The following is a 21,947-nucleotide window of genomic DNA, read 5'->3' on the forward strand; positions in this document are numbered from 1 at the left end:
TGGATAATAAAACATGTTACAGGAGAGGGAAAGGCATGGAACTTAAAAAAGATTTTTATATTAAAGGAAAATATTTTAAAAACCGTATAGTTATGCCGCCTATGGGAACAGGGCTGGCCAGTATAACCGGTGAAGTTACGGAAAATATGCTGGCTTATTATGAAAAAAGGGCGCAAGGAGGAGCGGGAACTGTAATAGTGGAAATAGCCTGTGTAGATGAACCGGTCGGGAGGGCCAGTTTAACCCAGCTTTGTATTGATAAGCCGGGCTATATTGCAGGGCTTAAGGAATTGAGCGAACGGATAAAGTCTTACGGCTGCAATGCCTTTATCCAGCTGCATCATGCAGGAAGACAGACTACGCCGGCAGTTACTGGGGGGAGAAAACCGGTGGCCCCTTCCCCGATTCCCTGCAGGTTTATGCGAGCAGAACCGGAAGAGCTTGACCTGGACGGCATAAAAAGGATAAGGGACAAATTTGTCATGGCTGCCCTTTATGCAGCAAAGGCGGGTTTTGATGGAATTGAGCTGCATGCCGCGCACGGCTATTTATTGAGCCAGTTTTTGTCTCCTTATACAAATAAAAGGGAGGATGAATATGGAGGAAGCCTGGAGAACCGGGTCCGGCTTATTGCGGAAATAATTAATGGCATAAAAAATCTGGTTCCTCAACTTATAATTGCGGTAAGGTTTAATGTAGCTGATTTTGTCCCCGGAGGACTGGAAGTTGAAGAAGGGGTAAGGCTGGCAGCTCTTCTGGAAAAGGCAGGGGCTGACCTTCTGGATGTATCGTGCGGCATATATGAGTCAGGCCATACTTCTATCGAAACTGCTTCTTTTGAGCCGGGATGGCGCATGGAAATGGTAAAAAAGGTCAAAGAGAATGTGAATATTCCGGTTTTGGGAGGAGGAAATCTGCGCAAGCCAGAAGAGGCGGAATATTTTTTGCGCAATGGATATGCAGATTTTATCTGGATTGGAAGGGGAATGCTGGCTGATCCCTTTTGGGCTAACAAGGCTCTGGCAGGAAAAGGAGATGATATAAGGCCCTGTATTTCATGCAATACCTGTATAAACAGCATTAATAGCGGACTGCATATACGCTGTGCCGTAAATCCCCGTACTGGAAGAGAAAGCCGTTTTAAAGAAGAGGCAAGGCTTGATGGTGTTAAGGCTGTGGTGGTAGGAGGAGGACCGGCAGGAATGAGTGCTGCCTGTGGACTTAAAAAGGCAGGGTGTGAGGTGGTTTTGCTGGAAGCCGGGGATAAGCTGGGAGGAAAGCTCCATATAGCCTCTAAACCTCCTTATAAAGAAAGGATAAACCTTTTAAATTATTATCTTCAGAAGAGGCTTAAAGAGGCAGGGGTGGAAGTTATGCTCAATACTCCCTGTTCGGATAAGCTGATTAGAGAAATTGGCCCTGCAGTTTTAGTATGGGCAGCGGGAGCTAAGAATTTTATCCCCCCTGTGGAAGGGATAGAAAATGCTTGTTTAATTTCTTTGGAAGAGCTTCTGGACGAAAAGACAAGTATTAGAGGGGAAAAGGTGCTTATAATAGGAGGAGGAAGCAGCGGGTGTGAGGCCGCTGATTATCTGGCAGGAGAAAATGAAGTCATTATAGTCGAAAAAACCCGGGAACTGGCCAGGGATTTAGAAAATATGACCAGGTTGGAGCTTTTGGCGAGGCTAAAGGAGAAAAAGGTACAGGTTTATAAAGGATATGAAGTCGAAAAAATCGAAGGGGATGCTGCTTATTTAAATGGTGAGAAAAAAATAAAGATTGATGGGATAAGCAGGATAGTAGCAGCCTGTGGTTACAGGAAAAACTGGCCTCATGATGAATATGCAAAATACTCTGGAAAGTGTTATATTATTGGTGATGCCAGAGAGCCGAGGGATATAGAAGCTGCACTTTATGAAGCTGAAATGGTGGTTTATGATTTATACAGTTATCTCAATGAAAAAAACTGGGAATAGGAGAGAGAATATGCTGCAGATTTCAATACCAGGACGGGATAAGACTTTAAATCTTAAAAATATTCTTCTGGATTTGAATGGTACCTTGACTGTAAATGGGGTTTTACAGGAGGGGGTAAAAGAGAGAATAAACATACTTAAAAACAAGTTTTCGATTTATCTTTTAACCGCTGATACTTTCGGTACAGGAGGAATGATTGCCAGGGAACTGGGAATTGAAGTCTTCAAGGTGAGCGAAACAAGTGGAGGAATGGATAAGCTGGATTTTCTTAAATCACTGGGCAAAGATGAAACAGTTGCTATCGGCAATGGGTTTAATGATGTTTTAATGCTGGAGGAGGCGGCTCTTTCCATAGTAATTATCGGAGGAGAAGGGTGTGCGGTAGAAGCGCTGCTAAAAGCGGATGTGGCAGTTACTGATATTAATACTGCTCTGGATCTTATTATAAACCCGATGCGGCTTATAGCGACTTTAAGGGCCTAAAAGCGGGCAGGTTTACCTGCCCACCTGTTCTATAACTCCCATATCGTTTAACATGAGGATAAATTCCTCTACCAGCTTTTTGTCAAGTTTGTTCTTGCTGGCTTCTTCAAAAAGTATTTTTGCGGCTTTTTCCGGGCTTAATGCCTGACGGTAGGGGCGGTCAGAGGTTAAGGCATCGAATATGTCAGCAATAGTTACGATCCGTACGGCAAGAGATATGTCTTCCCCTTTCAGCTGGTCAGGATAGCCGCTGCCATCAAGTTTTTCATGGTGGTGTCTTATAATATCCCTTATTTCTTCAAAAGCTTTGAGAGGTTTACATATTTGCTCCCCCAGTTCGGGGTGCTTGTTTATATGGAGACGTTCTTCCGGGCTTAAAGGTCCGGGTTTATTTAATATTTCGGAACAGGTGCCTATTTTACCCAGATCATGTATCAAGGCCCCTATCCGGATTTTATTTAAGGTTTTACTGTCCAGACCTAACCTTTCCCCCAAAAAGACAGCATATTGGCTTACCCTTTCGGTATGTCCTTCTGTGTATCTGTCCCTGGCGTCAATGGTACGGGCCAGGGCTATAACTACATCTTCGATATTTTCTGTTTCCATGGTATCAGGGTGGTATTTTTTCATTATTTTTGACTTTAAGTTTCTATACATAAGAATGGCAATTATAAATTGAATAAACAGCGCTGCTGATACTGCAAAAATAATCTGGGAGGATGACATAGCCGATGCTCCGTTCTGCACAGCTTTCACAAGCTGGGTTTTCTATATAATTTTAGACTATTTTCAAAGTTGATAAACAAAAAGAAAGCTTTATTAACATAAATTTAACATTATGCTCGCACCTTGATATATTATAATGAGTTATACTATATTAGAAAATATAAAAAAATATATTACATATATAGAATTTTATCTGGCAAATTGTGAAATTTTTAATTTATCGGTTAACCTCTACCCTAAAATTTTTAAAAGTTTTAAAATATAAAAAATTATAGAACGCACTAAATTTGGGGAAGGAAGGAGAGCGGTTTATGGAAACTGTGGCAAAGATTGGCCCACCTGTTGAAGAAGACAAGAAACTACTTAAAAAATTAGAAGATGAAGCAGGCACAGATGTGAATCTCTGCTACCAGTGCGGCAAGTGTTCTGCTGGCTGTCCGGTAGGATTTGCCATGGATTATACTCCGCGCCAGGTGATAAGGCTTTTGCAGCTGGGCCTGGTGGAAGAAGCTTTAAGTGCTGAGAGCATCTGGCTGTGTGCTACCTGTGAAACCTGTTCTGAACGTTGCCCGCGTGGTGTAGATATAGCCTCCCTTATGGATGCTCTGCGGCGGGAAGCATTAAGGAGAGGGAAGATTACCGACAGGAAAGTAGCCTTGTTTAACCGGGCTTTTCTGGATACAGTCAAAAAATATGGAAGGTCTTATGAAGCGGGAATCCTTCTTTACCACAACCTGGCTACTCGCCAGTTTTTCAAGGATGCCGAACTTGGGCTGCCTATGATGAAAAGAGGCAAAGCCAGTCCCTTCCCGGAAAAGATAAAAGGACGGGAACAGATGCAGAAAATATTTAAAAGAGCAGAAGAGATGGGGAGGGAATAAAGGATGAGGCTGGCATATTATCCGGGATGTTCTCTGGACGGAAGTGCAGTTGAGTATGGCATTTCAACTAAAAGGACAGCTTCTATACTGGGAGTTGAGCTTAAGGAGATAGAGGACTGGAGCTGCTGTGGAGCAACGGCAGGACATAATACGGACAGGCTGTTATCTTTAGCATTGCCAGCCAGAAACCTGGCTCTGGCAGAGAAAGAAGGGCTTGATGTTTTGGCTCCCTGTGCTGCCTGTTATAACCGTTTTAAGGCTACTGAACATGCAGTAAGGGAAAATGAGGATTTAAAGGCCAGGATAGAGTATATAATTGACATGCCCTATACAGCAAGCAATAACACGGTTTCTGTTCTGGAGTGGCTTACTGCAATAGGGATTGAAAATATTAAGTCCAGGGTAAAGAACTCCCTTAAAGGGATGAAGGCAGCGTGTTATTACGGATGCCTTCTGGTCAGGCCTTCCAGCCATACCGGATTTGATGATCCGGAAGATCCCCAGAGCATGGATGCTATTGTGAAGGCTTTGGGAGCAGAAGCTGTAGACTGGGCTTATAAAACTGAATGCTGTGGTGCGGCTTTGGCTACTTCCCGCCCGGAAATAGGCAGCAAAATGATATATGAAGTCCTTAAAAATGCCAGAGAAGCGGGAGCTGAATGTATAGTTACTGCCTGCCCACTCTGCATGATGAATCTGGATATGCGCCAGGGACAGGTAGAAAAGAGGTTTAAAGAGAAATTTAACCTCCCGGTTTATTATATAACTGAACTGGTAGCTCTGGCTTGCGGGGATAAACCAGAAGAGCTTGGCATAAATAAACATTTTGTGGAAGCAGTTTCTTACCTCAAGGGGCTTCCTGCCAAGGCCCTTCTTATAGAAGAGGAGGAAAAAGCGAAAGAAGCGGCCAAGGGAGCCAAAGCTTCTGAAAAGACCGGGGAAGAAAATGATGAAGAAGCCAGGAAGAAAGTAGATGCCATGCTTAAGGGACTGGAAAAAAATCCGGAGAAGGCAGTTGCCAAACTGTTAGAGGATGAGGAAAAGATCGGGATTTTGGCAGAAATAATAAAAGCTGACGAAAAGAAGAGGGTTAAATTGGCTGAAGCGATGGTTATGGATAAGGAAAAGGCAATAAAAATGGCGGAGGCTCTGGTAGCTGGCGAACTTAAAAAACGCGAAAAGGCTTGATAAACGATAGAGCAAAGGATTTCTTTGAGGAGGGAAAAGGAGAATGAGAAAAAGGGTTGGGGTTTTTGTCTGTGATTGTGGAACCAATATTGCCTCCGTAGTTGATACGGAGGAAGTTGCCAGATATGCAGCCAATTTACCCGGAGTAGTTTTTTCCACTACCTATAAATATATGTGTTCTGATCCGGGGCAGGAAATGATAAGAAAAGCCATAAAGGAACATGACCTGGAGCAGGTAGTGGTTGCTTCCTGTTCTCCCCGCATGCATGAGAAAACTTTCCGCAAGGCAGTGGAGCAGGGAGGCATAAACGGCTATCTGTTTGAAATGGTTAATATACGTGAACAGGATTCCTGGGTACATCATGACCGAAATGAAGCTACCAGGAAAGCCAAAGATTTGGTTAGAATGGCGGTAAGCAAGGTTTTGCGCAATAAACCGCTTTATATTTCCCACATCCCCATTACCAAAAAAGCTCTGGTAATAGGAGGCGGAATTGCCGGTATGCAGGCGGCATTAGATATTGCTGACGCAGGCTATCCGGTAATTCTGGTAGAAAAGCAGGCTACTATTGGGGGAAAAATGGCTCAACTGGATAAGACTTTCCCTACCATGGACTGTGCGGCCTGAATAGCGACTCCCAAGATGGTTGCTGTGGCACAGCACCCTAATATCCAAATTATAACTTATGCAGAAGTTACCAATGTTGCCGGCTATATCGGCAATTTTAAAGTTACCATCAAGAAGAAACCCAAGTATGTTGACTGGGATTTATGTACCGGCTGTGGAACCTGCATTGAAAAATGTCCCACCAAGAAGATTCCCGATCCGTTTGAGCTGGGGTTAGGGATGACTACGGCTATTCGCAAAGTTTATCCCCAGGCAGTACCCGGAAAACCATTTATAGATGACAAGCACTGCCGCAAGCTTACAGAAGGCAAATGCGGGGTGTGTGAAAAGATTTGCCCCACCAAGGCTATAAAATTCGATGACAAAGAAGAATATGTCACGGTTGAAGTAGGGGCCATTGTTATGGCTACTGGTTATGATCTTTTCAAATGGGAAGAAGTTTACGGAGAGTATGGATATGGCAAGTATCCGGATGTCATAACCAGTCTGCATTTTGAAAGGCTGGCCAGTGCTGGCGGACCAACTGGTGGCAAGATAAAGCGCCCATCAGATGGCAAAGAGCCTAAGCGGGTCGCTTTTATAAAATGCGTAGGTTCGCGTGATGATACCAAAGGTAAAAGCTATTGTTCGCGGGCCTGCTGTATGTATACTGCCAAACATGCCTATCAGGTAAAGGACAAGATACCTGACAGTGAAGCCTATGTATTTTATATGGATGTGCGTACTGCAGGCAAGAATTATGAAGAATTTTATCAGCGTTCACTCAATGCCGGGGCTAAATATATAAGAGGCCGGGTAAGCAAGATTTATCCCCGGGGAGAAAGCCTGGTGCTTAAAGCAGAAGATTCCCTGTTAGGAAGGCCGATTGAGGTAGAAGTGGATATGGTGGTTCTGGCAACTGCTATGGTTCCTGCGGAAGGAGCGCAGGATCTGGCCAAAATTATAGGTTTTTCTGTTGACAAGGATGGTTTTTACCAGGAAGCTCATCCTAAACTGCAGCCGGTAGAAACTTTTGCCGCCGGGGTATATCTGGCAGGTGCCTGCCAGGGGCCTAAAGATATACCGGATACGGTAGCCCAGGCCAGCGGTGCCGCAGTGAAGGTATGCGGACTTTTTGCTAAAGATATGCTGGCTACGGAACCTATGGTTTCTGAAGTCGATGCCGCCAAATGTTCCGGCTGTGGTTTCTGTGTACCTATCTGTCCGTACAAGGCTATTTCCCTGGTGGAAATAACCGAGAGAGGACATCATGGACCGGTAATAAGGCAGGTAGCTCAGGTTAACGGAAGCCTCTGTCAGGGATGCGGGGCATGTGTTCCGGCATGTCGCACGGCAGCACTTAACCTTAAAGGATTTACAGATGAGCAATTGGTAGCGGAGGTGGATGCACTGTGTCTATAGCTGGTGAAAAGAACTGGGAACCTAAAATAATTGTTTTTGCCTGCAACTGGTGTACTTATGCTGCAGCCGACCTGGCAGGGCTTAATCATCTGGAATATCCGGCTCAGGTAAGGATCATAAGAACCCCCTGTTCCGGACGTATGGATCCTATGCTGGTTTTAAGGGCTTTTAACCGGGGGGCAGACGGCGTGCTCCTTTCCGGCTGACACCCTGGTGAGTGCCACTATGGTAGTGGCAATTACTACAACCGGCGCCGGCATACGGTAGTAAAAAGCCTTATGCAGTATTTTGGCATAGAGCCGGAAAGATATCAGACGGCATGGATTTCGGGAGCAGAAGGTATTAAATTCAGAGACACCATGGAAAAACTGGTGAATGATGTTTATAAATTAGGACCAAATAGAAAGCTGAGGGATGCAAGATGAAGGAAATAACGGCTAAGATTCAGGAAACTGCAGCCCGGCTCCTTGCTGAAGGTAAGGTGGATATTTTTATAGGCTGGCAAAAAGGGGAGTTTGATTATAATACCAAGCCTTTCTTTGCCCATAGTGCAGAAGAGGCTGAAAAACTGGTTTTTGATGAATATTCTATCCACAACCTGAGCAATTTCCTTTTGAAGTTCCGGGATGGGCACCAAAAAATTGGCATAGTCGTAAAAGGGTGTGATTCACGGGGAATTGTTCGGCTTTTGGAAGATAACCAGTTTAAGAGGGAACGGCTTTATATAGTGGGGGTATGCTGCCCGGGCATGAAGGATCCTCTCAAAAAGATGTACCAGGATTCCGGTTTTGCTGTTAAGGTAAATGGAAGTTCTGAACTGGCTGATAAATGTAAGTACTGCATACAACCTAATCCGGTAATATATGATGAGCTGATAGGGGAAAAGAGGGAACCTCTGGTCAAGGAGGACAGGTTTAAAGAGGTAAAAGAACTGGAAGCCAAATCTTATGATGAGAGATACCGCTTTTTTGAACAGGTTTTATCTACCTGTATTCGCTGTTATGCCTGCCGCCAGGCTTGTGTGGCCTGCAACTGCCGCACCTGCATATTCGATGAGACCAGGCCGCAGTGGGTAGGCAGGGAAACCAGCGTAAGCGATAATATGATGTACCATCTGGTAAGGGCTTTCCATATGGCTGGAAGATGTGTGGAATGTGGAGAATGCGAGAGGGTATGTCCGGTCAATATCCCGCTTATGCTTATAAACCGCAAACTTATTAAGGATGTAGGCGAATTTTTCGGTCCCTATGAAGCAGGCATGGAATATAAAGAAGGGGCTAAACCGCCTCTGAGCGTATATAAAGAAGATGATCCGGATGATTTTATATAAGGAGTGGTTGGGATGAAGGTTTTTAAAAGAGCCAAACTGGAAAAAGTGCTGGATAAGCTGTCTGAGTCATACCAGCTGTATGTTCCCATGAAAAGAGGAGCCCAATCCGGTTTTTATGATTACAGGACTTATAACGCGGATTATGATGAGATAGTACTGGAAGTTTTGAATGTACTAAGGCCTCCCAAAGAAGTTGTTTTTCCCCAGACGGAAAGGATGTACAGCTTTAAGCAGGAAGGCCAGGATGTAATCATAGACAAAGTCTATGAAAATGAAGATATGCAGATTGTTTTTGGGGCAAGGGCGTGTGATATGAAGTCTGTTGCTTGCCTGGATGAAGTATTTTTAACCAGGGGCTATGAGGATACCTTTTACAAAAAGAGAAGGGATAACACGATTTTTGTAGCCAATGCCTGTTATAATCCGGGAAGGCAGTGTTTCTGTGATTCTATGGGAGTAAACCCATCGGAGCCTGAGCTGGCTGATGTTGTCTTGCGGGAATATAATGAAGGTTATGTATGGGAAGTAAAGACTGACAAAGGAGAAAAAATTACCGCTTTGTTGGCTGATATTCTGGAGGAAAAGGATGTATCCCTGCCTGCACCCAAGGCATGCACCCTTAAAGTAGATTATGAAGGAGTAGACAAAAAACTTAAGGGAATGTTTGAACATCCGATGTGGGAAAGATTTTCTGAGCCCTGTCAGACCTGTGGAATATGTACCTATATTTGCCCTACCTGCCACTGTTTTGATATTCAGGTTAAGGCCTGGGGAGAAGAAGGTTACCGCTTCCGCTGCTGGGATTCCTGCATGTATAGAGAATATACCCAGATGGCGGGGGGACATAATCCAAGGGAAACTGCCAAGGAGAGGTTCAGAAACCGCTTTTTGCACAAGCTGGAATTTTTCAATGAAAGATATGGCAAACCTTTATGTACCGGATGTGGAAGATGCGTATTTGCCTGTCCGTCAGGTGTAAGTATTGTCAAGATAATTGAGGAGATTAAGGGGGCATAGAAAGTGCATAAATGTAATTGCGAAAACCCTTTAGTGCCGGAAATAGTTGAGGTAGTTGATATAATTGACGAGACTCCCGATGTCAAAACTTTTAAGGTCAGGAAAATAGGAGGCGGGGTTCCGTTCAATGTAATGCCCGGGCAGCTGGCTATGGTTTCCCTGGTGCCGGTAGGGGAAGGTATGTTTTCTGTTTCCTGGCAGGAAGAAGATGACCACCTCCAGTTTGCCATAAAAAGAGTAGGTCTGATGACTGATGAACTGCACCGCATAGAAGTGGGGCAAAAACTGGGTATAAGGGGTCCTTACGGCAACGGATTTCCTGTGGAAAGCTGCAAAGGCAAAAACATGCTTTTTATTGGCGGCGGAATAGGCCTGGCGCCTTTAAGGTCTTTTATAAAATACTGTTTTAAACACCGGGAAGATTACGGCAAGATAACGATAATCTATGGCAGCCGCAGCTATGCTGACCTGTGCTTTAAGGAAGAGCTTTTTGAAAAATGGCCGCAGGAAAGGGATACCGAAGTTTATGTTACTATTGACAAACCGGAAGAAGGATGGGATGGCCATGTGGGTTTTGTGCCTTCCTATCTGGAAGAATTGAATATAAGTCCGGAAAATACGATAGCAGTTACCTGTGGACCGCCGGTCATGATAAAGTTTGTGCTGGAAGTTTTAGAAAAGATGGGCTATACCGATGAACAGGTAATAACTACCCTGGAGATGCGCATGAAGTGCGGTATAGGCAAATGCGGCAGGTGCAATATAGGAAGCGAGTATATCTGCCTGGACGGGCCGGTATTTACCCTGAAGCAGCTGAAACAGCTTCCGCCGGAGTGGTAAAAATAAAAAGGGACATTCTCTGGTTCCTGGAGAATGTCCCTTTTTTTATGTTTCTAAAAAATAGCCCCTCCAAACACCCAGCCCAGGTAGAAAATGCCCAGTATAGCTATGATGTGCCATATCCACCATCCGGCTCTGAGAAAGTTAAAAGTACCCAGGTCATAACCGGTTTCAGTTTTGTCGAATTTTATCGTGTTGTTATTGTTGTTTTCACCGTTCATCAAGTTTCCTCCTTTCTTTTGCAAAATTTTCTATTTATGGTTTGCCTGTTATTACTATTTCCCGAAAAAAACTGTTTTATGTACCGGCTAAATAATTTGACAATCAGGTTTAAATTCATACAATATAGGTAGCTATCGAACTTGCACAATAATGTGCACATTTAAAAGGAGGAGCACGATGACGGTTAAGTATGATGAACTGCTTAATCCTACAATAGCTAAACTGCTTAAAACTTTCAGGCTGGATAAAGATTATGTATATGGAGAAGGCAATTATCTTACCGATAGTGAAGGTAAAAAACATCTGGATTTTATTGCCCAGTATGGAGCGATACCTTTTGGTTATAATCCTGAATTTATATGGGATGCGCTGGAACGGGTAAGAAGGGAAAAGATACCCAGCCTTACCCAGCCATCTCTGCCGGGAGAAGCTTTGCGGCTGGCCAGAAAACTCATGGAAGTGTCTCCGGGGGATCTTGCTTATTCTACTTTTTGCCAGAGCGGGGCGGAGGCGGTAGAGGCTGCCATTAAGCTTGCCAGGTCAGCTACTGGAAGAAAAATAATCGTATCTACCATAAAAAGCTTCCATGGGAAGACTTTAGGTGCCCTTTCAGCTACCGGCAGGGAAGTTTACCAGACTCCTTTTGGGGCTCCGGTTCCTGGCTTTATACATGTACCCTATAATGATATTGAAGCTCTGGAAAAGGTATTTAAGGATTATGAAGGAGAAATTGCCGGTTTTATTGTAGAGCCGGTGCAGGGAGAAGGAGGCATGATTCCTGCTCTTCCTGGCTATCTTAAAAAGGCAGAAGCCTTATGCCGCCAGCAGGGAGCAGTTTTTATTGTTGATGAAATCCAGACGGGGCTTGGCCGCACCGGTTATCTTTTTGCCTGTGAGGAAGAAGGGGTAGAGCCTGATGTAATGCTCCTTGCCAAAGCTCTGGGGGGAGGTTTGGTTCCTCTGGGTGTATGTTTGAGTTCCCCCCGTGTATATAATGACGATTTCGGAGCTTTGCACAGCTCAACTTTTGCCAATAATAACCTTACCTGTGCGGTAGGGAGTGCAGTTCTGGACTACCTTACCAGAGATGATCGCAGGTTTATTAAAGAGGTTAAGGCTAAAGGCGATTATCTTTTAAAGAAGGCTCATGCTCTGGGGAATAAATATCCTGAGGTTATTAAAGAGGTCCGGGGCAAAGGGCTTATGGTAGGGATAGAGTTTTACGAGTTTAATGACTGCGGTTCTTTTGATATGGCTTATTTGGCAGATGTCAAAGGATTTACCGCTCTTCTGGCTGGCTTTTTGCTGAATGTATACAATATAAGACTGGCTCCTTTCCTTAATAATCCTATGACTTTAAGGCTGGAGCCTCCCCTTACTATAACCTATGAAGAAATAGACTATGTTATGGAAGCCCTGGATAAGGTTTGTGAAATCCTGGATAAGCGGGATTATGCCAAACTTTACAGGTATCTTTTGGGAGATGATGCCAAGCCTGTAAAAATTGATGATTACAGGAGCATGAGCAGAAATATCAAAGGGTCCAAACTGGAGGCAGGAGAAGAAGCCACCGAAAAATTTGCTTTTATTATTCACTATCCTGGGCCAGAGGATGTGGTAATAAATAATCCTTCTTTTGCAGCTTTTAGCCGCGAGGAACTTTACAAGTTTATGGACTGGCAGACTTCCTATGATGAACCTGGCGTGGTATGCCATATGCCGGCTATAAAGTCCAAAACGGGAAGGATTGCTGAGGGATGGCTTATAGGCATTCCCTACGGGGGCAAACAGATAATGAGCCTGCCGCGCGAGATTACCGTGCAGGCGGTGCAAAAGGCAGTTGATCTGGGCAAAGATTTGGGAGCCAAGATTGTAGGATTGGGAGCTTTATCTTCAGTAGTTACCAGAGGCGGAAGATCGGTTCAGGGAAGAGGGGTAGCAGTTACCAGTGGCAACAGTTTTACAACTATAATGGCTCTGGAGGCCTTATTCCTGGGCGCGGAAAAAATGCGCATTGATGTGCCTAAATCGCGGGGAGCGGTGGTAGGAGCCACCGGTTCTATTGGCAGGGCCTGCGCCCTTATTATGTCAGAAGAGGTAAGATATATAACCCTTCTGGGTAATCCTGAACATCCTGTCAGCAGCAAGAATCGGCTTAATTCTTTGCTTAATGAGATGTTTGCCTATGCCTGGCAGAGAAGAAGAGAAGGGAAGATAAGAGGGCTCAGTGCCTGGATGGATGAAGTTTTAAATCTTTTGGAACGCAAAAATGAAGAAAAGGCAGCCTTTTTGAAAAGGGAATGGGAGATAAGGGACTATTTTGATATGGAACTGATGCAGGAAACCTGCAGCTATTTGGGGATAAGCCTGCCGGTATCTCTAAGTTTAGATGTTGAAAATACTTTGCCCAGGTGTGACCTTATAATTGCAGCCAGCAATTCTCCTGAATATATAATTTATTCCCACCACCTTAAGCCGGGAGCTGTAGTTTGTGATGTGGCAAGGCCAGCTGATGTGGCCCCGGAAGTGCTGGAAAAAAGAAATGATGTGCTGGTTCTGGAAGGCGGTTTGGTTCAGTATCCTGAACCGGTAGTTTTTGGGCCTAATTTTGGCTACCGGGACGGCGTAAGTCTGGCCTGTCTTTCGGAAACAGTACTTCTGGCCCTGGAAGGGGATTATAATGATTACAGTATTGGAACCAAGCTTTCCCTGGATACGGTAGCCTATCTAAGGTCGCTGGGGGAAAAACACGGTTTCAAGCTGGCAGGACTGGTAATGGGAGGACGGGAAATAACCGATGAAGATATAGATAAGATCTATAATAACTCACTGCGCATGAAGAAAGCGGAAAGCATTTAGGATGTTATTAATTAAGGTAAAGCGCTTAAACAGGCTTTACCTTTTTTTTTGCCTGATGTAAGCTATAAAGAAATAGACAAATATGAGGGGGAATAAAGGTGGAAGCGCAACCGATAACTATTCGCAAGAATGGAAAGTGGTATTTTGGGCAGGCGGAGATGTTCAGGCGCAATATACTTAATATTTTGGCCAGCCATATCAAAAGGGATGAAAAAGGGAATTATTATATAGAAATGGGGGAAGAGAGAAATCCTCTAATAGTTGAGGATGTACCTTTTTATGCCAATGGTATAACAGAAGAAGATGGGAAGATTAAGCTGGTTTTCCACGACCTGCAGGAGATGCTGCTGGATCGGGAAATGAAGATAATATTTAAGGGGGAAGTCCCATATATTACTTTTAAATGGGAAGGGGATACCCGTTTAAGCCGGGGGGTTTACTGGAAACTGAGTGATTATTTTGATTTCAGGGGTGAAGATGTGTATATAGTGCCTCCGGGTATCAATAAGTGTTAGAAAGTGAGGTAAAAAGGTGGCTTTAAAGGTTATTACAGATACTTCCTGTGATTTGCCCGATGATGAACTGAAAAAATACGGTATAGAGATGGTGCCCTTAAAAGTTACTTTTGATGATGGCAAGACTTATCTGGATCGTTTTGAGCTTAATCCCAGGGTTTTTGTGGAAAAAATGCGCCGTTCCAGGAATTTGCCCAAAACGGCTGCTCCAGATCCCCATACCTTGATAGAGTATTTTGAGCGGGGGCTTAAGGAAGCAGGGGAAGTTATTTTCATAAGCATATCTTCCGGGCTCAGCAGCACCTATCAGGCAGCCTGTCTGGCCAGGGATATGATTAAAAGCAGCAAGATCAGGATTTTTGATACCCTTACCGCTTCTTTAGGGACCGGGATAATGGCTATCAGGGCCTGTGAAATGGGGCAAAAGGGAATGGATTTAGAAATGGTAATGGATGAGCTGGAAAAGGCAAGAAGTGAGCGGGAGGTTATTTTTACCCTGGATACCCTGGAAAATGTAGTCAAAGGCGGCCGCTTGAGCCGCCTGGAAGGATTGGCTGCCGATATTCTGCATATAAAGCCTATTTTGAGAGGAAATGAAAAAGGGGTTCCGGAAATAGTGGAAAAGGTAAGGGGACGCAAAAAGGCGGTAAAAAGAATGGTGGAAATGGTAGAAGAGATAGCAGGGCAGGCGATAAGCAGCAAGATAGTGGGCGTAAGCCATGTGAACTGCCTGGAAGAAGCTAACAGGCTGGCAGAACAAATAAAAAACCGCTTTAACCCGCGTAAAATTATAGTATCAGACATGAGCGCGACGGTTGGTACCTATGCGGGGGAAGGCGGCTTGATGATCAATTTTTAATTTTTTAAAGCCTGCTTATATGTGGAGGGCGGAAATGTTTTTCATCTATTTTTAATGCTTCATCGATTTCCTGAAGCATTTTTTCTTTATCCCGGGGAAGATAGCCGTGTACATTCCAGTAGTTGGAAACATGGTCGCTCAGAACCATGCTCCCTTTGCATTCCAGGTTCTCGATAAGAAGATGGACTTCTCTTAAGGCTTCATGCGGGCTTAAAAGTCTAAAAAGGCCTTTTGTGTATTCTTCATAAAGAGGGGTAAAAGGTACCGGCACATAGGTGCGCAGGCGGATAAATTCAGGGCTGAAAGAGTTAAGAGTCCTGGCGCTGTTTACAGCATGGTCGATGCTGAGCTCTTTGCCGCCGATTCCCACCAGATAGTATTCGCTGACTTCAATGCCGGCGGCTTTCAGTTTAAGCCCAGCCCTTATGATCTGTTCTGAGGAGGTGCCTTTGCATATCCTGGCAAGGACAGCATCATCCCCGCTTTCCATACCGGTGTGAACACGGGTAAGGCCAGCTTCTTTGAGCCTTAAGAGGTCTTTTTCGCTTTTTTTATCGACAAAACGGGCAGAGCCGTAAACGGTTATGCGCTTTAACCTGGAGAATAGTTCATGGGCATAGCTGAATATTTCTACCAGCTGGTCGGTTTTCATGATGATAGTATTGCCGTCAGGGAAGAAGATGGATTCTACTATGTCTCCATAATATTTGCGGGCTTCTAAAAGGTCTTCTTTGATCTCTTCCACCGGTCTTATACGAAACCTGGTATTCTTGTACATGGCACAGAAGGTGCATTTATTGTGAGGACAGCCTATGGTAGCCTGGATTAAAAGGCTGTTGGCTTCGCTGGGTGGACGGTAGATAGTTCCTTCATACCGCATGTAAAAACCTCCTTTCGTTTTTAGATTACCAGATAAATGGTTTTTTTAAAATATAAAGGAAAATTTAGAGGTTGTTTTGTTTTTAAATTAATTATATGATAAAAAAAACTGAAGTTAGTGCTAAAATGCACAAAATAAGCAAGATTATGAATAGTAAGGCAGAGGGCAGAAAGATTATGATAAAAGTGCTTATTGTAGATGACGATCAGAGAGAAAGAATAGTTTTGCGCTATGTTCTGGAACAGTTTAGTGAGGTAGAAATAGTAGGAGAAGCAGTACATGGGCTGGAAGCTCTCCTTTTTTGCCAGGAAAAGAAGATAGACCTGGTTTTTTTGGATATCGGAATGCCGGAGATGGGGGGGCTGGAAACAGCGGCCAAACTTAAGACTTTAAAGGAACCTCCCCTTTTTGCTTTTGTTACTGCCAAGAGGGATATGGCAGTAGAGGCATTTGAGCTGGGGGCTCTGGATTATATAATTAAGCCTATTGAGCAAAATCGCCTTTATAAGACCCTTGAGAGGGCCAAATACCAGATTGCGCATAAAGATATTATCGACCAGATGGTAAGGAATAAATTAAAAGAACGCATAGATTTCATGCTGGAAAGGTATAAAAGCCATGAAGTTTATGCGAACAAGCTTCCTATAAGGGAAAAGGGGAAAATTACCCTGGTTCCCCAGGAAGATATCATTTACTGTGAGAGTCAGGGCAAGAAGGTTTTTATTTGCACCAAAAATGAAACTTATTCCAGCAGTTATACCCTGGGCGAGCTGGAGACCAGGCTGGATGATGTGCATTTTTTCCGGGCTCATCAGGCGTTTATTGTAAATCTCAACTATATAAAGGAAATCATAAATTTTGGAGAAGGATCCTATGTGCTGAAGCTGGACGGGTGCAACAAAAATATAATATTGAGCAGGTCGCGGGCCAAGATTCTAAGACAAAAGATGGGTATTCAATAGTGGATGTGCATCAAGGAATGGTATACAAGCTGCCAATTAAGAAAGAAAAAATGCATTATATTACTTTTTTTCTGCTAGTTATCCTTTTTGTTTAAAATTTTAGAAAAGAAAGTCAAAGGCTATTTTAGAGCTTTTTGATTGCCAAGATATTTTAAAATTTCTTTTTTTTATCTAAAATATAAATTTGTTACAAAAATAACAAGGTAGGACAAAATAATCCTTGTTACCTACCGATTATTACCAAAATAGAGAAAAAAATCACAAAATATTATATAGTTAAAAATGAAGAAATGGGACGAAAAATAAACGGGGATAAGGTTAGAAAAAAATAGGGGGAATGGTCTATGATACCATTTTACCGGCTGGAACGGTACGAGGGAAATGCGGCCCTTTTTGACATGGTACTTATGTCGATAGTTTCCACTTATGCAGGAGAACCTCTCCATATTCATGCTGAAGGATTGCGAGGAACGGGTAAAACTACTATAATGCGGGCAGCTAGAGACATTTTGCCCAATATAACCCGCATCAAGGGATGTATTTATAATTGTGATCCGGAAAATCCCCATTGTCCTCAACACCGGCATATGAGCAAAGAAGAAATTGCGCGGATTGGTACGGAAGAAATTCCCATGCCTTTTTTGGAAATTTCCCATTCTGCCAAGGTAGGTACGGTGGCTGGCAGTATTGATTTGAGCCAGCTTACAGACCGTCTTCATCCCGAAGCCCGCCTTTTGCCAGGCCTCATACCGCAAGCTCATCGGGGTATAATCTTTGTTGACGAAATAAACCGCCTGGCGGACACTTCCCCGGAAATAACAGATATTCTGCTTGATGTTATGGGAAATAAGCCTGGTCATATTCAAATAGAAGAAGCTGGGCTGCCGGTAGTAGATATTCCGGTAAATGTTTCGGTATGGGCTGCTTCCAACCCCGATGAAGAGCCGGGGCCCCTGGAAGAGATAAGAAGGCAGCTTTCTGACCGTTTTGATATGGTCTGCTATATGGGAAGGCCTAATTCGGTTGATATTCTGGCTAATATCTTAAAAGAAAATTCACACTGCGGCAAGTTGAATAAAAATAGCAGGCATGCTGACCCGGAATTTGACCGGCAGCAGAATGATAAATACCGGCAGAATATAATTAAATGGGCCCAAACCTATATGAATACTGATTTGCCGGATTTCCTGCGCAATTTTATTGCCCGGCTTTATATCAAACATAACCTGGAAAGCATAAGGGCTATTGAAGCCATGCAGCAGGGAGCTGTTTTGCATAGTATTATAAAGGGGCGCAACACTCCTATCGTAAATGATGTGACTTACATGATCCCCCTGGTGCTGAAGCATCGTATTGATGGTGATGCTCTGGTACGGCTTATGAATGAGGTTGATTCCCGGGGGGTAAGAGATAGCATACTTAATTTTAAAGGCCGCAAAAAGAAGCAAAATGAAGAAATGGATGCTGATTATTTTAAACAGACGGCCCGCCCTCTTAAAGATATGACCAGGAGTGAGCTTATAAATACAGAGAAAAGTTTAACCCCGTCGGATTTTTAAGGGAGGATAATGTATGGGGGAAAGTGCGCATGTTGATAAGGCGGTTTCGGTTGGCAATTATTTAAACCTTTATCTGGGGCAGAATCAGGGGGTAAGGCTGGGAGAAAGCGTAGTAGTAAGCCGTAAAGCCCACAGCCGTATGCCGGAAAAAAAAATAAAAGGACAGATAAAGATATTGACCAACCGGGATGCCGGCAAGACTTACCTGGATTTTGTGGATGAGGATCAGGTTGTACACATAGATGTATATCATAAACGGGGAGATATTTATGCTGAAGATGTGGCGCGCGGCATCTATCATGCCCTGTACAAATATTTTTTGGAACGGGAGCCCCAGCTTAAATATGCGGAAGATGAGCTTTACCGGATGGTAAGCGCGTATTATCACCGGGTATATATTGTGACTAACCAGGGGAAGGGGCTTTTTTATGATCTTCTGCAGGATAAGGTCGCTCCCATCGCGGCAGGAGAGGAAGGCTATGACCATGTCCACATTCTGGCCAGGCTGAACTGCGAAGAATATTACCTGGTATATGTAATGGCGGAAGCGGTGGAAGAGGTAGTGCTGGCTTCGGAAGTAAAACTGGCCAGAGTCAGGAATATAGTACACGGATTGCAAAAGCAAAAGGAAGACAGTTTTGTCGGTTATATAAAACTGCCGTGGAAAAGGTTTAAAGGGCAGAAGGCAGCTCCTTTGCCTGCCAAAGAAAATGTAAACCAGCTTATTGTAAAGCTGGCTGAAAAGTTTGGCGGCGTGGAAGAAATTGAAGAGTTTATGGAGTCCTATTCTACCAATATTTTCAAGCGCAAGGGAATAGACCAGCAGAAGAAAAAATGGGGCGATGTGGAGCATTATGTTGAGCAGCTGGAAGAGCTGGGGATATTGAAGGATACTCCCGCCGGCAAGATACTAACGCGTAAAGGGCAGGAATTAAAAGAATATATAGTAAACCATAAGTGCGAACTGGAAACGGAGATAAGGCGGAGTATAAGAAAAATGCCGTCTGGCGGCAGCGGGCGCTTTAATAAACTGGGGAGCTGTGATTTTAAAAGCCACCGCATCGAATATATAAACCGTAATAAAACAGTAAATAACCCGAGGAATTGGACGGGAGATCTGGCAGTACCGGAAAGTATTGTGCAGGCTAAAAAGAACAGCTTTTTGCGGGGAGATGCCGATTTTACCATTCAAAAAGAAGATCTTCACTATTACCAGAAAAGGAATTATGTGCCCGTAAATGTATGCATACTTTTAGACAGTTCTGGCAGTATGGCCGGTGAAAAAAGGCAGGCTGCCTGCTATCTGGCCCAGCATCTTTTGCTGTCTGGCAAGGAAAAAGTAGCGGTAGTAGCTTTCCAGGAAAGGAGCAGCCGGATAGTTGTACCATTTACCCGTAAGGAAAGTGAACTTAAAAAAGGGCTGGCGACTATAAATCCAGCCGGCTTGACTCCCATGGCCCATGGAATTATGAAGGCCCTGGAACTTATTAAAGAAAGCCGGATAAAGAATCCCCTGCTGGTTCTGATTACTGATGGGGTGCCTAATGTACCTTTATGGACCCTGGATGCCAAAGCGGATACCTTAAAAGCAGCCTCCTTTATTGCAGAGGAAGATATAAGATTTGTATGCATTGGGGTAGAATCGAACCGAAGCTTTTTGGAAAAGGTTGCCGATAAGGGAGAAGGGGTTTTGTATTTTGTAGATGACCTTAACCGGGATAACCTGATAAATATTGTAAGATATGAGAAAAAAGCGATGTTAAAAGGCAAGCAAATGGCCTGATATCGACAAGTTACTACAAAAAAAGACAGCAAAAATTGTTATTGACATAATCCTGTATAATAGTATACAATACAAAGTAACTAAATACTGTTGCACGTTGGTACAACCTGTAGTTTGCTTTAATAACTCCTCCTTCATGTAGGGCACCGTATGGTGCTCTCTTTTTTACTGCCTGTCTTATTTTTAGAGGCATATTTTGACGTTCTCCCAAGTATTTTATAAAAGAAGTGTATAGGGGGGCGGCAAAATATGCTGAGGAAGTTTGGTTTTATAATAGTTCTGGTTATTTTGGCGGTTTGTCTAATAAGCGGGGGATGTGCTCCGGTTGATGAGGATGCGCCTGTTTTAGAACAGCTTATAAAAATTTCTAAAGAAGACTACGGAAAAAATATTTTAGAAAGGATAAAAGAAAAGACGAGAGAGGATAAAAATGTTGAGAAAAATGATAAAGATCATCCTGAACAAAGTGAAGGAGCAAAAGATACTGTAAGGGTAAAACTTTATTTTGTGAAAAGTGATAAAAGCAGCCTGGGCATGGAAGAACGGGATATAGAACGGGAAGAAGGGATTGCCAGGTTAACTGTAGAAGAGCTTATTAGAGGGCCTGAGAATCCTGGTTTTATCAATATTTTCCCTCCCGGAAGCCAGCTGCTGGATATAAATATAAAGCCGGATGGAGTTTGTATAGTCGATTTGAGTTCAGAGGTAAAAAGGCTTAAAAACAGCAGGGAAGAAAAGCTGCTGGTATATGCACTGGTTAATACTTTATGCCAGTTCCCTACAGTAGACAGGGTGGTTATAAGGATAGAAGGGGAAAAAGCTGATACTATTGCTGGCTATGTTAAATGGCCAGAAGCTATAACTCCTGATTACAATATATAAAATTTTATGTATATAAAAACTCCCTTTTTAAAAGGGAGTTTTTGTATATATCAACGTAAGTTTATGTAGAATATATTTAACAAAAGTGATAAATTATTTATTGAGTTTTTATTTTGGCTTAATTTTACTAAAGAGGTGTTTTTTTTAGTGGATAAATCAAAACCGATAGGGATTTTTGATTCAGGGGTGGGAGGGCTTACCGTAGTAAAGGCGCTTATGGAGGAAATGCCCGGGGAAAGTTTCATTTATTTTGGAGATACTGCACATCTTCCTTATGGAGATAAGACCCGGGAAGAACTTTTTAGCTATGCTTACAGCATCCTTAATTTTATGCAAAAAAGTGAGGTAAAGGCAGTAATAGTAGCCTGTGGGACGCATTCGGCAGTAACCCTGCCCAGGATAGAAAAAGAGTATCCTTTTCCGGTTTTGGGAGTGGTAAGGGCAGGGGCCAGGGCAGCATCCAAAGTGAGCCGTAATGGAAAGATTGGGGTAGTTGCTACCCAGGCTACGGTTAATAGCCTGGCCTATACCAGAAATATCAAAGAGATAAATTACCGCCTGGAGGTATATGAAAAAGCGTGCCCGCGTTTTGTGCCTTTGATCGAAGACGGGAAGCTGGAAGGGGAAGAAACGAGAAAGGCGGTTGAAGAATATATAACTCCGCTTTTAAAAAGGGATATTGATACTTTAATACTGGGATGCACCCATTATCCTTTTTTAAGTTCAGTGATAAAGGATTTTGTAGGCGATGATGTAGTGCTGGTAGATCCAGCCTGGGAAACAGTGGCAGAGGTAAAGGGGATTTTACATGCCAAAAACCTGGTGCAGGATGGATCTTTACCCCCCTCTTACAGGTTTTATGTAAGCGGTGATGATAAATCTTTTTATGAAGTAGGAAGAAGGCTTATAGGAAAGGTAATAGATAAAGTAGAGAGAATAAATTTGGCATGAGGTA

20 protein-coding genes are annotated in these 21,947 nt (G+C 43.4%); 17 read left to right on the forward strand and 3 right to left on the reverse strand.

Annotation, left to right across the window (positions count from 1 at the left end; genetic code table 11):
- The first annotated feature begins 35 nt into the window (after positions 1–35).
- Both ACZ42E_RS01995 and ACZ42E_RS02000 read left to right on the forward strand, forming a co-directional pair.
- A complete protein-coding gene (locus tag ACZ42E_RS01995) occupies positions 36–1,976 on the forward strand; it encodes an oxidoreductase (RefSeq protein WP_464892787.1) in 1,941 nt (646 codons plus the stop codon).
- Between the two features lie 10 nt (positions 1,977–1,986).
- On the forward strand, positions 1,987–2,460 hold the full coding sequence (locus tag ACZ42E_RS02000) for an HAD family hydrolase (RefSeq protein ID WP_464892788.1): 474 nt from the start codon (positions 1,987–1,989) through the stop codon (positions 2,458–2,460).
- A 12-nt stretch (positions 2,461–2,472) separates the two neighbouring features.
- On the opposite strand, the gene ACZ42E_RS02005 is transcribed toward ACZ42E_RS02000, so the two are convergent.
- Positions 2,473–3,090: an HD-GYP domain-containing protein gene (locus ACZ42E_RS02005; protein WP_464892789.1), complete on the reverse strand. Its 618-nt coding sequence runs from the start codon at positions 3,088–3,090 to the stop codon at positions 2,473–2,475.
- Between the two features lie 407 nt (positions 3,091–3,497).
- On the opposite strand from ACZ42E_RS02005, the gene ACZ42E_RS02010 reads away from it, so the two are divergent.
- Genes ACZ42E_RS02010 through ACZ42E_RS02040 form a run of 7 tightly spaced genes read left to right on the forward strand, consistent with a single transcriptional unit; the run spans position 3,498 to position 10,471 of the window.
- Positions 3,498–4,067: a 4Fe-4S dicluster domain-containing protein gene (locus ACZ42E_RS02010; RefSeq protein WP_464892790.1), complete on the forward strand. Its 570-nt coding sequence runs from the start codon at positions 3,498–3,500 to the stop codon at positions 4,065–4,067.
- Positions 4,068–4,070: 3 nt separating this feature from the next.
- Entirely contained in the window at positions 4,071–5,255 is a 1,185-nt protein-coding gene (locus ACZ42E_RS02015; protein WP_464892791.1) for a CoB--CoM heterodisulfide reductase iron-sulfur subunit B family protein, read from the forward strand.
- Positions 5,256–5,298: 43 nt separating this feature from the next.
- A complete protein-coding gene (locus ACZ42E_RS02020; RefSeq protein ID WP_464892792.1) occupies positions 5,299–7,284 on the forward strand; it encodes a 4Fe-4S binding protein in 1,986 nt (661 codons plus the stop codon).
- Positions 7,281–7,709 carry a hydrogenase iron-sulfur subunit gene (locus ACZ42E_RS02025; protein WP_464893457.1) on the forward strand — a complete coding sequence of 143 codons (429 nt, stop codon included), beginning with the start codon at positions 7,281–7,283 and terminating at the stop codon, positions 7,707–7,709. Before ACZ42E_RS02020 ends, ACZ42E_RS02025 begins: the two co-directional genes overlap by 4 nt.
- Complete coding sequence (locus tag ACZ42E_RS02030) at positions 7,706–8,614, forward strand: 4Fe-4S dicluster domain-containing protein (RefSeq protein ID WP_464892793.1); 909 nt, start codon at positions 7,706–7,708, stop codon at positions 8,612–8,614. The genes ACZ42E_RS02025 and ACZ42E_RS02030 overlap by 4 nt, the downstream gene beginning before the upstream one ends.
- A 12-nt stretch (positions 8,615–8,626) precedes the next feature.
- Positions 8,627–9,631 (forward strand): 4Fe-4S dicluster domain-containing protein, encoded by a 1,005-nt coding sequence (locus ACZ42E_RS02035; protein ID WP_464892794.1) that lies wholly within the window; start codon positions 8,627–8,629, stop codon positions 9,629–9,631.
- Between the two features lie 3 nt (positions 9,632–9,634).
- Complete coding sequence (locus tag ACZ42E_RS02040; RefSeq protein ID WP_464892795.1) at positions 9,635–10,471, forward strand: FAD/NAD(P)-binding protein; 837 nt, start codon at positions 9,635–9,637, stop codon at positions 10,469–10,471.
- Between the two features lie 53 nt (positions 10,472–10,524).
- Here ACZ42E_RS02040 and ACZ42E_RS02045 read toward each other — a convergent pair whose 3' ends face one another.
- Complete coding sequence (locus tag ACZ42E_RS02045; RefSeq protein WP_464892796.1) at positions 10,525–10,692, reverse strand: hypothetical protein; 168 nt, start codon at positions 10,690–10,692, stop codon at positions 10,525–10,527.
- Between the two features lie 178 nt (positions 10,693–10,870).
- Between ACZ42E_RS02045 and ACZ42E_RS02050 the strand changes: the two genes are divergently transcribed.
- The 3 genes from ACZ42E_RS02050 (at position 10,871) to ACZ42E_RS02060 (ending at position 14,926) form a co-directional block, all read left to right on the forward strand.
- Complete coding sequence (locus ACZ42E_RS02050) at positions 10,871–13,552, forward strand: aminotransferase class III-fold pyridoxal phosphate-dependent enzyme (protein ID WP_464892797.1); 2,682 nt, start codon at positions 10,871–10,873, stop codon at positions 13,550–13,552.
- Positions 13,553–13,650: 98 nt separating this feature from the next.
- Positions 13,651–14,067 carry a DUF1285 domain-containing protein gene (locus tag ACZ42E_RS02055; RefSeq protein ID WP_464892798.1) on the forward strand — a complete coding sequence of 139 codons (417 nt, stop codon included), beginning with the start codon at positions 13,651–13,653 and terminating at the stop codon, positions 14,065–14,067.
- Between the two features lie 16 nt (positions 14,068–14,083).
- The gene (locus tag ACZ42E_RS02060; RefSeq protein ID WP_464892799.1) at positions 14,084–14,926 is read left to right on the forward strand and encodes a DegV family protein; all 843 of its coding nucleotides are present in this window, start codon (positions 14,084–14,086) and stop codon (positions 14,924–14,926) included.
- Positions 14,927–14,930: 4 nt separating this feature from the next.
- On the opposite strand, the gene ACZ42E_RS02065 is transcribed toward ACZ42E_RS02060, so the two are convergent.
- Positions 14,931–15,806, reverse strand: a complete 876-nt coding sequence (locus ACZ42E_RS02065) for a radical SAM protein (protein ID WP_464892800.1) — start codon at positions 15,804–15,806, stop codon at positions 14,931–14,933.
- 95 nt (positions 15,807–15,901) lie between these two features.
- Between ACZ42E_RS02065 and ACZ42E_RS02070 the strand changes: the two genes are divergently transcribed.
- The 5 genes from ACZ42E_RS02070 to murI all read left to right on the forward strand — a co-directional run bounded on the left by ACZ42E_RS02070 (position 15,902) and on the right by murI (position 21,943).
- Complete coding sequence (locus ACZ42E_RS02070; RefSeq protein ID WP_464892801.1) at positions 15,902–16,768, forward strand: LytR/AlgR family response regulator transcription factor; 867 nt, start codon at positions 15,902–15,904, stop codon at positions 16,766–16,768.
- Positions 16,769–17,112: 344 nt separating this feature from the next.
- Complete coding sequence (locus ACZ42E_RS02075) at positions 17,113–18,327, forward strand: ATP-binding protein (RefSeq protein WP_464892802.1); 1,215 nt, start codon at positions 17,113–17,115, stop codon at positions 18,325–18,327.
- A 13-nt stretch (positions 18,328–18,340) separates the two neighbouring features.
- Positions 18,341–20,110 carry a vWA domain-containing protein gene (locus ACZ42E_RS02080; protein WP_464892803.1) on the forward strand — a complete coding sequence of 590 codons (1,770 nt, stop codon included), beginning with the start codon at positions 18,341–18,343 and terminating at the stop codon, positions 20,108–20,110.
- Positions 20,111–20,359: 249 nt separating this feature from the next.
- Positions 20,360–20,992: a GerMN domain-containing protein gene (locus ACZ42E_RS02085; protein WP_464892804.1), complete on the forward strand. Its 633-nt coding sequence runs from the start codon at positions 20,360–20,362 to the stop codon at positions 20,990–20,992.
- Between the two features lie 147 nt (positions 20,993–21,139).
- Positions 21,140–21,943 carry a glutamate racemase gene (gene murI, locus ACZ42E_RS02090; protein ID WP_464892805.1) on the forward strand — a complete coding sequence of 268 codons (804 nt, stop codon included), beginning with the start codon at positions 21,140–21,142 and terminating at the stop codon, positions 21,941–21,943.
- Positions 21,944–21,947: the final 4 nt, after the last annotated feature.

This window comes from Thermosyntropha tengcongensis, from assembly GCF_055381335.1.